Genomic DNA, 12,358 nt, shown 5'->3' with positions numbered 1-12,358 from the left:
GCCCGTACGGGCGGGCCGGGGGCGGGGGATCAGGCCGAGCAGCGCCGGCGGCCCAGGTGGAGGGCCGCCGCGCTCGACACCGCCAGGGCTGCCGCGCCGGAGGCGACCGGGAGCCAGGGGAAGGCGGAGGCGGAGGCGGTCTGCTCCTCGGCGAGGGCGTAGCCGCCCGCGAGACCCTTGCGGTCGTAGTCCGAGCCGGGGAGCTTGTCGCCGTAGCGCTTGGCGACCAGCTGCTGGTACGCCGCGAGCGAGACACGGGACTTGCCCTGCAGCGCCGTCCGGGCCTCCTCGTTGAGCGGCTCGACGGAGCCGCCGCCGGTCAGCCGGTACCAGCCGTGGATCTGCGGCTCCATGAACGTCTGCGCCTGGTCCGTGCCGCGTTCGGCGGCGCTGATGTCCGCGTCGCCGTCGCGGATGCCGGCCAGCTGCCAGGCATGGCCCCCATCCTCCGGGGCGAGCAGGACGGCGGCCTGCTGACCGTTGGCGGCCGCGACGCGGGAGGCGAGGTAGGACAGCTTCAGGGCCGCGCGGGCGGTGGCCTTGGTCTTGCCTGTGACGAACTCGGGCGAGAGCTCGTAGAAGGGGACCGGCTTCTTGAGGTCGAAGCCGGTGTCGGCGGAAGGTTTCTGCGCGCGGTCGCGCGAGGCGCCGGCCATACCGCCGTCCGCGCCGCCGTCCGGGGTGCCGCGCTCGGCGGCGGCCGTCAGGAAGCGGGCGACGGTGTCGCGGACCTGGCCGGTGCGCAGCATCTTCTGAGCGGCGGTGTAGTCGGTCGCCGCAGGGGCGGCGGGTCCGTCGGCGGCTTGTGCGGGAACGATTCCGCAGAGGGCGGCGACGGCAGTGGCCGCACACAGGGTGGCGGCGCGTCCGGTCTTACGGTGCATGGTGGGTCGTCTCCTCTAGCCCTGCATGCCGATGCGGGTGTGGGTCCACCGGAAGGAGTTGTTTCCGGAGTAGGCGGAGTAGTTCCACCAGGTGTAGGTCTTCGTGGTGGGCCAGGGGTCGCCGACCGCGATCATGTTGCTGCTGCTGTCGTAGCCGTAGACGACGTTCATGTGGCCGCCGCCGGAGTTCCAGCCGATACGGACGGCGAACGGGCGCCTGCCGGCGATCTCGTTCCGGGTCTCGCCGAAGGAGGCGTTGCGGTACAGGTCGCTGCCGCTGCTGCGGAAGCCCATGTTGCGCAGGCCGTTGGCCATGTCGCCGAGGGTGGCGGGGCGGTTGTTGCAGTCCAGCCGGTTGTTCTGGGCGGCCAGGCGGCAGAAGTCGGCCTGGCTGTAGCGGGTGTAGCCCCAGTAGTTGGCTATGGTCAGGCCGGTGGCGTCCCAGCACCACTGGTCCTTGACCTGCTTCTGCATGCTGATGTCGAGGGCCTTCCGGCCGGTGGGGTTGCCGGTGGGGTTGCCCGTCGGATTGCCCGTGGGCCTCGTGTCGGGCTGGGTGGAGGAGCAGACCGGCAGGCCGTTGGTGTTCTCGCGGACGAACGCGTCGGCGACGTAGTACGTGCCGGACCGGATCCAGCGGGAGTTGCTCTCGACGACGTCGCCGGTGGTGCGGCAGGACATCAGGATGCGGTCGCCGGCCCGGGAGCTTCCGGTGATGCCGGCCGAAAGGGACGGCTGGGAACGCTGGTTGATATTGCTGAAGTTGCCTCGACCGCCGTAGAGCGTGCCGGTGACGGTGGCCTGGGCCTTGGGGGAGATGCTCAGCAGGAGTCCGCAGGACAGGACGGCGGCTGTCGTCGTGGACAGAAGTATCTTGCTGCGCGTCGATATGCGCTTTGACGTGCGGGGTGATCTACGAATTCCGGGCATGGGGGGTCTTTCTCGTGCTGAACGGTGTTGATCAGTACTGGATGGTGTGGTTGTAGAGGATCTGGCGGGCCTTGGCTCCGCTGTCCAGGCCGTACGCGGGCCGGTCGGTGAGGAAGTACTCACGGAAGGTGGACTGGCGCTCGCGGGACATCATGGTGTTGCTCTTCGTCCAGCCCCCGTCGACCTGGGACCACAGGTCGACCAGCGCGGTGGCGACCCGGGCCTCGCAGGCGTCGCCCCGGTCCATGCCGCGCGTGCTGCGGTCGTTGGCGAGGTTCATGGAACTGCCGTTGCCCCACGTCATGGTGGTGTCCTTGAAGGTGTGGAACGCCACGGCGTCGGCGTAGCCCTCGGTCCAGCCGCAGGTGGTGGAGGAGGTGCGGTTGACGTAGTGGGGCGAGCAGTTGGTGACGTACGGCCACCATCCGTTGTAGAGCTTGCCCATGAGGGAGTGGCCGGCCTCGTGGACGGTGGTGTGGCCGGAGTCGGGGTCGCTGTCCGCGAGGTGGACCTTGTCGTCGCGGTTCGTCCAGTACGTACCGTCCTGGGAGCCCGGGTACCACTGGACGGTGATCGGGGTGCAGCGGCCGTCCCGCTCGTTGCTCGTCCAGCACGTGCCGGTCGAACCCCGGTCCCACCAGAGCTTGTTGAGGGTGTCGAAGGCGTGCCAGGCGCGGCTCTGGCCGCTGTTGGCGTAGACGGTGCCCAGGCTCCTGCTGCCCGAGACGTTGCTCAGGGCGCCCGAGGTGGTCGAGTAGCGGCGGTTGTACCCGTCGACGACCGACCACATGCTGCCGGCCTGGGTCTGGAACTCCGCCCAGACCTGCGAGGTGACGGACGTGCCCGGCGTGTAGCAGAGGTTGAACGTGCCGTCCCCGTTGCCGGTCAGGCCCGTGGCGAGCTTCTGCGTGCCGCCGCCCGCGGTCGCCCTGCCCCAGAGGGTGACGTTGGCGTTGCTGACCGGCAGGTCCCGGTCGGCCTTGCGGTTCCAGCTGCCGCCCTCGGAGGACTGGAAGCGGTTGCGCAGCGTGCCGTTGACGCAGACCGGGGCGGAGGGCCTGCCGGGGGCGGCGGCCTGCGGGGGAGTGCTCGGCGCGGCCGGGGCGGCGGCGCCGGGGCGTGCCGGGCGGTCGTGCGTCGTGGGTCCGCCGGCCGCGGGTCCGCCGGCCGAGGCCGTGTCGGCCGGGGTCGCGCCGGCCTTCGTGACGGACATGCCCTTGGCGGTGGAGCCCTTGGCCTTGCCGATGGTCAGTTCCACCGAGGCGTGACCGGCGCGGCGCGGGTCGGGGCGGTCGACGTCGCTGACGTCCGCCTGGATCTGGGCGGGGCCCGCGGCGACGGCCTGGACCTCGACCTTGACGGTGCGGGTGCCCGGGGCGAGGGCCAGCGTCCGGCTGGTGCGCTGGCCGAAGGCGTCCGTCGCGGGGGCGGCGAGGGCGGGGTCCCGGCCGACGATCCGGAGGGCGGGCGGCAGTTGGAGGGAGAGGCCGGCGCGCTTGACGCCGGTCTGCGCCGTGATGGCCACGGTGAGGGTGGTCCGCTCGCCGACGGCGGGGAGGCGGCCGAGGGAGGCGGTGACGCCGAGACAGCTCAGCGGCGCTTCGGAGTTCTTGTCCGCGGGGCGGACCGTGCAGGTGTCCGCCGTGGTGGGGGCTGCCGCGTAGGCGGACGGTACGGCGACGGTGGCGATACAGGCGACGGTGCCGCCGGCTGCGACCAGCGCCGCGGGTCTCGGCATTCGTATTCGGAACATGGGCATGCCTTTCTGCGGCGTGCACGACGGGTCCGGTGCACGCCGATTCGGAACATGGGGGGTGGGTGCTGCCGCGATCGTCAATCGCTGGTGAACGGCAGTGCGTTGAGCAGCAACTTGCCGAGACTTTACGTCACAGGGATTGCGGATGTCATATTCGCCATGCAACTACGCATCCCGGACGGCGAGTTTATGCGGCGTCACCTGCGAATTTGCGGTAAACCCGCAATAAATGACGGAGGTTGGAATGTCGGCGGGGACGCCCGAAAAGGCCACCCGCACGGCAACGGTGCCTCGCCTGCGTGGCGTTGCCGTGCGGGTGGAGTGTCGGTGTGTCAGTGGCGCCGGGGCTTGCCGCCGCCGAACTGGTCCTGGTCACCCGGCTTCGGGTCGTCCTGCGGAGTGCGCGGCTGGGGGATCTGAATGGCTCCCTTGCCGTGTGCGACCTGCACCTCGCGCTGCACCTTGGGCATCGGCAGGCGTATCGCGAGCGCCTGCACGCCGCCGATGTTCAGATACGGCATGACCCAGCCCTCCAGATCGACTCCCGCGAACAGTTTCCAGTCGGCGTCGGCCGCGGCCCTGCCCTCGGTCGACCCGCCGGCCCTGCCCTTGATTTCCGTGCGCACGTACGGCGCGGCGACGTCGCCCTTCACGCCCACGCTGCCGTAGAGACCGAGATTCGCCTCGGTGCCGAACCGGACCTTCGCGTTGACCGCGGCCGAGGCGCTCGCCTTCAGCGTCGCGGGGGTGAAGCCCGCCTTGGCCTCCGGCTGCCAGCCCTCCTTGAGGCTGAACGCGGAGCCGAGGGTGAAGTCGCCCTTCACCGGGTCCTGTTGCACGTCCAGGCTCGCCCTGCCGTCGGCGTCGATCAGGACGTAGCAGGTGAGGTCGATGTTGACGGTGACCGGGAGTTCACCGATGTAGAAGGTCGGGTTGGCGTGCAGGACGACGAACGGCACCCGCACCGGCTTGCCGTTGGTCGTGGGGGACGTCCGCCCCTTGAAGTGGAATCCCGAGGACCAGTCACCGCTGAGCCGCAGGCCGGTCCCCGACGGGCCGTCGCCGGAACCGCGGCCGTAGTAGTTGAAGTCGACCTCGGGCGCGAGCTGGACGAAGCCCTTGAGCGAGGCCTTCGTGGGGCTTTCCACCCCTTCCTTCTTCGCGTCCTTCTCCGTGTCGAGGGTGGTGTCGACGTCGACGCGCATGCTGCCGAAGGGCAGTTTGAGGCCCTCGGGTCCGGCGTGCACGTTCCCGCGCTTGGCCCAGGAGACCTTCACTCCCGGGACGAGCGAGTCGACCTTGAAGGAGGACGGGTCGACGGGCAGCTTGTTCTCGACCTTGGAGTCGCCGAGCACCGTGGAGAGATCGACCGGGGTGGTACGGACCTCGGTGCCCTTCGAGGTCTTCTTCTCCACCTTCGTGACCTTGGCCAGCATGCCCTCGGGCGCGCCGGGCGTGGGCTTGCTGGCGATGATGTCGCCCACGGCGACCGGCTTCTTCGCCTCGGGCGTCGCGGGCGTCGCCGACGGCCCGGTACTGCCGGACGGGCTCGGGGAGTTCGAGGGCTTCGGGGCGACGTCCTGGGAGATGACGGCGCGTCCGCTGCTCGGGTCGATGGAGTCGACCTTCACCGGCGGCTTCTCTGCCTTGATGCCGCCGCCCGCCGGAATGGCCACCGCGCTGGGCCCGGCTGCCCCGGGGGACGGTTCGCCGAAGGTGCGGCCGACACTGGGGGCGCTGGCCGCACCGGTGCTCGCCACCCCGTCCGAGGCGTCGGTGGAGCCGCCGTCGAGCGGTGAGCAGCCGGCGAGGGCGAGTGAGAGTGAGACGGAGGTGAGCAGCACCGGTGTCAGCGCCGCTCTTCTGCGGAAGTTGCGCATGGAGGATCCTCGTGGGTTGGAATGAGGGGTCTGTCTTCTTTGCAGGAGACCCGCAACGGATGGCGGGGGCATGTCACTTCACGCCCGTCGCCAGGGCTTCGAGGTGCGCGGCAGCGGTCTCGGCGCCCCCCGCGGCGCGGAACGACGCGCGCACCCTCCCGGCCGCCTCGCGGCAGCCGGGCTCGCGGAGGACGGTGTCCAGCGCCGCGCCCAGCACGTCGGCGGTCGCCCGGTTGAACCGGACCCGTACGCCCGCCCCCGCGTCCGTCACCTGGGCGGCGACGACGGGCTGGTCGTCCCGGATGGGCGCGACGACCAGCGGGAGGCCGTGCCACAGCGCCTCGCACACGGTGTTGTGACCGGCGTGGCAGATCACCGCGTCGCACCGTTCCAGCAGGGCCAGTTGGGGAACGTGCGGCCGGACCAGCACCCGGTCGGCGAACTCCGGCACCGTGCCCGTCGGGTCGACGATCACCGCCTGCGCCCGGTCCGGCCGTCCGCGCACCGCCTCGGCGCACGCGGCCAGGAAGCGGGACGCCGCCTCGGCGTTGGCCGTGCCGAGGGTGATCAGCACGGTGGGCGTCCGGGGGTCGAGCCGGTGCCAGGGGAAGCCGTCCGCGGCCGGCCGGGCGGCGAGCGACGGGCCGACGAACCGGACCTGTGGGGCGGCGGACGGGACCGGCCCGGCCAGGGACTCGGTGCTGAAGGCCAGCACCAGCCGGTCGGACAGCCGCGGGTCCGCGGTGCCCCGGGGGTTGCCGATGCGCCGCCGCAGATCCTCGATCAGCCCGGTGATCCAGGCGTCGACCAGCGGCAGGCCGGACAGCGACGTGAAGCCCGCCGTGGTGGTCGCCGAGGTGGCCCACACCAGACCCAGCCGCTCGGCCACGAGGCCGCCGGCGACGGCCTGTTGGTCGGCGACCAGGACATCCGGCCGGAACTCCCGGACGGCCGCCCGCACTCCGGGCGCCATGTGCTCGGCGAGCGGCCCGAGGAACCGTTCCCACAGGAACTTCAGCGCCGCCGGGCCGCGGAGCGAGGGCGGGCGCAGCAGGGCGGGGTCGGCCAGGTCCGGGGAGGCGCAGCGGAACACGGTCGCGCCGTCGCCCACCAGCGGTCCCACGACCTCCGGCAGACCGGCCCAGGCCACCCGGTGCCCGCGCCGGGCCAGTTCGGCGGCGACGCCGACCGTGGGGTTGACGTGCCCGGCCAGGGGCGGCACCACGAAGAGGAAACGGCTCACCGGACCACGTCCCCGGCCGCCGGCGCGGGCGTGTGCGCGCGGATCCAGTCCAGGATCAGGTCGCCGGCCAGCTCGGTCGCACCGACCAGGACCCAGTGCTCCTGGTCCGGCACCACGACGGTGCGGCACTGCGGCAGCAGTGAGTGCAACCAGTCCGCCTGGACGGCGAGTTCGGACTCGGCCCCGTAGAGCGCCAGCACCGGGCAGTCCACCGCGCGGAGGGTGTCGTCGTCGAGCACCCGGCTCGCGGGGACGTCCCGCGCCGTGGTGGTGGAGTGCAGCAGCCGGGCGGCCGACCGGATGCGTTTGGTGACGTGCTTGCCGTGCTTCTCGGTGAGTTCCGCGAAGAGGCCGTCGCGGGCGAGCTCCTCCGCCCCGCGCGCGAGGTTGTCCGCCATCTTGCAGGACCAGGCGGCGGTGGCGGGCTCCGACTCGATCAGCGAGACGCTGGCGATCCGGCCGGGGTGCCGCTCCGCGAGGCCGAACGCGATGGTGCCGCCGTAGGAGTTGCCCACCAGGTGCACGGGGCCCACCGGGTCCAGGCGGTCGAGCAGGGCCTCCAGGTCGTCGAGGTGGTCGTCGAGCCGGTAGCCGGCCGGCGGCCGTTCACTGAGGCCCTGCCCCCGCAGGTCGTACATGATCACGTCGAGCCCGGCGGCGGCGAACCGGGGCGCCAGGGTGAAGTAGTAGCTGACGAGGCTGTCGATGAGCATCCCGTGGACGAGCACCACGGTGGGCGGCGGGGCCGTGCCGGCCGCCGCCCGCGCGGGCATCCGTTCCACGTGCAGCGCAAGGCCGTTGGCGTCGATGATGGCCATGGGTCACCGCTCCCCGGTGACCTGCAGGCAGCCGGCTGTGTACGCGACGAGCTGTCCGACCGTCAGACCGATGATCTCCTCCAGCCCCAGCTCGGCCAGGTACTCGGCGAAGTTCACCGATTCCCCGTACCGCGCCTGGAGGTGGCCGCCGAGGGTGACCAGGTCGATGCTCTCCAGGTCCAGGTCGTCGTGGAACCGGGTGTCCATCGTGATCCCGGCGTCGTCCACGCCCCCGTACTCGCCGAGGACGGCGTGGAGCATGCCGGTGATCTCCTCGAACACGGCCTCGGACACGGCCTGCTGGACCTGGGCATCCGGTGCCGTGGCCTGACTGCTGTTCACTTGGCTTCTCCTCGCGTTGCCGGTCCGGTGCACTCCGTGGGCCTGTGATTCCGGCCGGGGGTCCGGGGGTTGTTCCCCGGAGAGACGCAGCACTGCCGGCTCTCCTGTCGTTCGTCTTCCGGCCGGGCGTCCCCGGCGGCCGGGCCCGTGGTCCACGCGACCACGTACTCCCGCTCGGGCAGGCCCTGCGGGTTGGTGACGGTGCGGCAGCGCACCGGGTACCGGTGGCCGCCCACGGCCACCACCAGGGCGTCCGCCCGGGCCTCGACCACCGCGAAGTCCTTCGGGCGTCCCCGCAGCCCGGTGCCCTCGGCCTGGGCCTTGGCCACCGCCTCCTTCGCCGCCCAGAACCGGGTGAACCACAGCGGCTGCGGTTCGCCGGTCCGGAAGCACAGCGCGACGAGGAGTTCGCGCTCGGCGGGGCCGAGGGCGGCGCCCAGGGTTCCCGGCGGCCGGTGGGCGACCTCCTCCAGGTCGATGCCGACCGCCGCCGGGCGCCCGTCCGTGCCGCGCGGCCGGACCAGGGCGACCGCGGCCTCGGCCCGGTGCGCCAGCGAGACGTCGAGGGCGGGGAGGGCCCGGCCGTGCACACCGGTCACCCGCGGCCGGCCGGACGCCTCGTTGTCCACCCGGATCTCGGCCGGGAAGACCGGCCCCTTGCCGTGCTCCCACAGCCACCGGCGGACCGCGTCCTTGGCCGCGATGCGCCCGAGCAGCCACTGGCGGCGGCCGGACGGCGGGCGCCGCTCGTGGTCCTCGCGCTCGGCGGTGCCGAGGTGCCGCCGCATCACGAGGTCGCGGGACGCGAGATCGTGGCACCCGTCGAACAGAAGCACCCAGCCGCCCGGTTGGACGGAGGAGAGGGTGTTCCGCTCGGGGAACCGTTCCTGCGCCTTGGTGTCCGTGCGGCTGTCGAACCGGTGGTCCTGCCAGCCGCCGATCTCCGCCCAGACCCGGCCGTCCACGAGCAGCTGCACGTCCGCCTCCACCGTGGCGTCGGTGACCGAGACGATCCTGATGAGGCACTCGACCCGGGTGCCGGGCGCCGGTTGCGGGCCGAAGAACCGGATCCGCCGCACGCGGACGGGGAACACCAGGGTCCGCTCGGTCAGGGTGGCGAGGATCCAGTGGCCGAGCAGCTGCCCCACGTTGTCGAGCAGAGCGCCGGGTGCCGAGGGGGCGGTGAGCACGCCGCGTACGTGCGCGTCGCCGACCGCCGTCAGTTCGGTGACGCCCTGGAACGCCGGGCCGTGGAACATCCAGCGGTCGTCGTACAGTTGCGCGGCCGTGATTCCGGGGGCCCGCTCCTCCTCGGGAGCCCACTGCCAGGGCCTGGGCGCGCCGTCGGGGTGGCGGTCCGCGAGTTCGACCTCGCCGTGGGCGTACGCGCCGAAGGTCACAGCGGCCCGGCCGGTCCCGCGCGCCTCGACGGTCACGGGGACGTCGACGGCGGGAGCCGCGGCCACCCAGCGGTTCAGCCGCACTTCGTGCAGCGCGACCGCGGTCGTCCCGGGCCGGGCCCGTTCGGCGTGCTCCATCATGTGGTGCACCACCGTCGTGGCCGGGACCACCGGCCACCGGTCGGCCTCGTCCGGCCAGTCGGGGCGCTGCGCGAAGAAGCAGTGGTCGCGCAGGTACGGCATGGCGTCCGTGGACACCCGCAGCACGGTGCGGACCGTGGGCGCCGCCGCGGCGCGGGAGACCGCGAGGGCCGTGTCGGCGGTGTCCTTCAACAGGGCCCGCAGCTCGGCGTCCAGAGGGGAGCCGTCGGGGGCGGGCGGCTCTCCGCCGGAGACGGCGAGCGCCGAGCGCACCGCGGCCACCGTCTCCCGGTCCAGGGACACCAGCTTCCCGCCCAGGTCCAGCCGCGAGGGCGGCAGCCGGCGGGCATGGACTGCGGATGCAGCCGGGTCGCCGCCGACGGTCCACAGCGCCGTGGCGACCCGGAGCAGCTGCGCCGTCCCGTCCCGGTGCGGGGAGTTGGCGGACACCACCAGGTGCGGGAGGCCGCGCAGGGTGTTCTCGACGAGCGAGCCCACCTGGCCCGTACCGGCCTGGACGAAGACCCGGAAGCCGGCCGCGTACATGGCGTGGATCAGCGGGCGGAAGCGGACGGGCTCCAGCAGGTGGCGTACGAAGAGCTCCCGCACCTCGTCCTCGGCGCCGGGGTACTCCGCGGCGGTGGTCGCCGACCAGACGGGAACGTCTGGCCGGTGCAGCTCGAACAGGCCCGCGTAGTGCCGGATCTGCCCGAGGTAGGGGGCCAGCATCGGGGTGTGGAAGCCCGAACGGAACGGCAGGACCTGCCCGATGACGCCGCGTGCCCGGAAGTGCCGTACCAGCTCCTTCACCTGGTCCGGTGGGCCGCAGACCATCGACTGCTCCGGGGCGTTGTCGTGCGACAGCACCACCCCGGGGTGGGCGGCGAGCGCGGCGGTGACCCGCTCGGCCGGTGCGCCCAGCGCGGCGAAGGACAGCCCGGCCACCCGCACCTGGCCCGGGTCGAAGGAGCGGGTGAACTCGTCGACCGCGTCCCCGGCGTACATCCCGGCGGTGGCCATGGCCGTCCACTCGCCGATGCTGTGGCCCGCGACGGCGTCGGGCACGATGCCCATCCGGCGCAGCGCGGCGTCCAGCACCCGCCCCACGGCGATGACCCCGGCCCCGTGCCGTCCGACGTCCGTCACATCGGCCCCGGAGCCGCCGAACCCCGCGGGCAGCAGCGCCGAGAGGCCGAACCGTTCGACTACGTCGTCGATCCGGGGCCTGAACTCGGCCTCCAGCCCGGGGAAGACGAAGGCCAGCCGGCCACCCTCGGAGCCGCCGAGCAGCGGTTCCGGGGAGAACCACACGTCACTGCGCCCGCGCCAGGGGCCGCCCTTGGCCACCGCCTTCCGGGCCAGGGCGAGGCGCTCGGCGGTCGGGGCGACGACGCCCAGCCGGGCGCGCCCGTCGGGCGCGGACCGTCGGCCACGGACGGTGGCGTCCTCGGCGTCGAGCAGCGCGGCGAGTTCCGCCGGGGTGCCGGCGGCCAGCCGGAGCACCTGTTCCGGCTCGCGGACTGTCACCGCCGGACGGCCGGCCGGACCGGGGGCGGCTTCGAGCACCACATGGGCGTTGATGCCGCCGAAGCCGAACGCGTTGACACCGGCGACCCGTTTGCCGGGCGCCCAGTCCCGCGCCGCGGCGATCGTCCGGAAGCGGGTACGGGCCAGGTCCGGGTGCGGCTCCTCGCAGTGCAGCGTCGGCGGCAGTACGCCGTGGTGCACCGCGAGCGCCGCCTTGACGAGACCGGCCACGCCCGCGGCGGGCATGGTGTGCCCGATCATCGACTTCACGGACCCGAGCACCGGCCGGTCCCCGTCGTCGCCGGGGCCGAACACCTCGGCCAGCGTGGCCAGTTCGGCCGCGTCCCCCGAGGGGGTGGCGGTCCCGTGCGCCTCCAGCAGTCCGACGGACCCCGGTGCGGCGGGGTCCAGCCCCGCCTCCCGCCAGGCCGCCCGCACCGCCTTCACCTGGCCCGACGGGTCGGGGTTGACCAGGCTGCCGCTGCGGCCGTCGCTGGCCACCCCGGTGCCGCGGACGACGGCGTAGACGCGGTCGCCGTCGCGCACCGCGTCGGAGAGGCGCTTGAGCGCCACGACTCCGGTGCCCTCGCCGATCAGCAGCCCGTCCGCGTCGCGGTGGAACGGGCGGATCCGCTGGCTCGGCGACATCGCGCGCAGCCGGGAGAACAGGGACCACAACGTGATGTCGTGGCAGTGGTGGACCCCGCCCGCCAGCACCATGTCGCAGCGGCCCGCGGCCAGTTCACCGACCGCCTGGTCGACGGCGACCAGCGAGGAGGCGCAGGCGGCGTCCACCGTGTACGCCGGGCCGCGCAGGTCGAGCCGGTTGGCGACCCGGGATGCGGTCAGGTTGGGCACCAGGTTGATCGCCTGCTCGGGCTCGTCCGGTCCCAGCTGCTCCGTGTACGCGCGCCGGACCCGCTCCAGCAGCCCGGCGTCCAGCTCGGGCAGCAACTCGGCGAGGGTCCGCACCAGTTGGTTGGACGTCTGGACGGACTGGGTGCCCCGCGCCATCCCGGGGGACAGGTAGCCGCCCCGGCCCAGGATCACCCCGATCCGGTCCCGGTCCGGCAGCCGGGCCTCGCCGCCCGCGTCCGCGATCGCCTCGGCGGCCACGTGCAGCGCGATGAGCTGCTCCGGCTCGGTGCCCGGCACCGAGTTGGGCATGATCCCGAATCGGGTGGCCTCCACCTCGGCCAGCTCGTCGACGAATCCGCCGCGGCGGCAGTACACCCGGTCCGAGCGGCTGCCGGCCGCCGCCGGGTCGTAGAAGGACGGGTCCCAGCGCCCGGACGGGACCTCGGTGATCGCGTCGTGTCCCGCCGTCAGGTTGCGCCAGTACGTCGCGAGGTCCGGTGCGCCCGGGAAGAGGACGGCCATGCCGACGATGGCGACTGCGGGCCGGCCGGTCGATGTGTGCGTCGTGCTCATTCTCAC

8 protein-coding genes are annotated in these 12,358 nt (G+C 73.0%); all 8 read right to left on the bottom strand.

What is annotated here, in order from left to right:
• Positions 1-29: 29 nt before the first annotated feature.
• Positions 30-884: a hypothetical protein gene (locus tag ACLHRZ_RS28980; protein ID WP_490421514.1), complete on the bottom strand. Its 855-nt coding sequence runs from the start codon at positions 882-884 to the stop codon at positions 30-32.
• A 15-nt stretch (positions 885-899) separates the two neighbouring features.
• On the bottom strand, positions 900-1,814 hold the full coding sequence (locus tag ACLHRZ_RS28975) for a papain-like cysteine protease family protein (RefSeq protein WP_490421513.1): 915 nt from the start codon (positions 1,812-1,814) through the stop codon (positions 900-902).
• 31 nt (positions 1,815-1,845) lie between these two features.
• Entirely contained in the window at positions 1,846-3,552 is a 1,707-nt protein-coding gene (locus ACLHRZ_RS28970) for a mycolysin (RefSeq protein ID WP_490421512.1), read from the bottom strand.
• A 350-nt stretch (positions 3,553-3,902) separates the two neighbouring features.
• Entirely contained in the window at positions 3,903-5,450 is a 1,548-nt protein-coding gene (locus ACLHRZ_RS28965) for a hypothetical protein (RefSeq protein WP_490421511.1), read from the bottom strand.
• 73 nt (positions 5,451-5,523) lie between these two features.
• Positions 5,524-6,693 carry a glycosyltransferase gene (locus ACLHRZ_RS28960; protein WP_490421510.1) on the bottom strand — a complete coding sequence of 390 codons (1,170 nt, stop codon included), beginning with the start codon at positions 6,691-6,693 and terminating at the stop codon, positions 5,524-5,526.
• A complete protein-coding gene (locus ACLHRZ_RS28955; RefSeq protein ID WP_490421509.1) occupies positions 6,690-7,511 on the bottom strand; it encodes an alpha/beta fold hydrolase in 822 nt (273 codons plus the stop codon). Before ACLHRZ_RS28955 ends, ACLHRZ_RS28960 begins: the two co-directional genes overlap by 4 nt.
• A 3-nt stretch (positions 7,512-7,514) precedes the next feature.
• Positions 7,515-7,772, bottom strand: coding sequence for an acyl carrier protein (locus ACLHRZ_RS28950; RefSeq protein ID WP_490421518.1), 258 nt, complete (start codon positions 7,770-7,772; stop codon positions 7,515-7,517).
• A gap of 77 nt (positions 7,773-7,849) precedes the next feature.
• Positions 7,850-12,352 (bottom strand): beta-ketoacyl synthase N-terminal-like domain-containing protein, encoded by a 4,503-nt coding sequence (locus ACLHRZ_RS28945; protein ID WP_490421508.1) that lies wholly within the window; start codon positions 12,350-12,352, stop codon positions 7,850-7,852.
• Positions 12,353-12,358 lie beyond the last annotated feature (6 nt).

The sequence above is a fragment of the Streptomyces sp. AM25 genome, from assembly GCF_058146165.1.
Note: the sequence above shows the minus strand (reverse complement) of the source record. Positions and strands in the feature narration are given on the sequence as shown.

Coding starts and splice junctions, on each gene's coding strand:
- ACLHRZ_RS28980 (WP_490421514.1), bottom strand. CDS start 884: ATGCACCGTAAGACCGGACGCGCCGCCACCCTGTGTGCGGCCACTGCC.
- ACLHRZ_RS28945 (WP_490421508.1), bottom strand. CDS start 12,352: ATGAGCACGACGCACACATCGACCGGCCGGCCCGCAGTCGCCATCGTC.
- ACLHRZ_RS28975 (WP_490421513.1), bottom strand. CDS start 1,814: ATGCCCGGAATTCGTAGATCACCCCGCACGTCAAAGCGCATATCGACG.
- ACLHRZ_RS28950 (WP_490421518.1), bottom strand. CDS start 7,772: ATGCTCCACGCCGTCCTCGGCGAGTACGGGGGCGTGGACGACGCCGGG.
- ACLHRZ_RS28965 (WP_490421511.1), bottom strand. CDS start 5,450: ATGCGCAACTTCCGCAGAAGAGCGGCGCTGACACCGGTGCTGCTCACC.
- ACLHRZ_RS28955 (WP_490421509.1), bottom strand. CDS start 7,511: ATGGCCATCATCGACGCCAACGGCCTTGCGCTGCACGTGGAACGGATG.
- ACLHRZ_RS28970 (WP_490421512.1), bottom strand. CDS start 3,552: ATGCCGAGACCCGCGGCGCTGGTCGCAGCCGGCGGCACCGTCGCCTGT.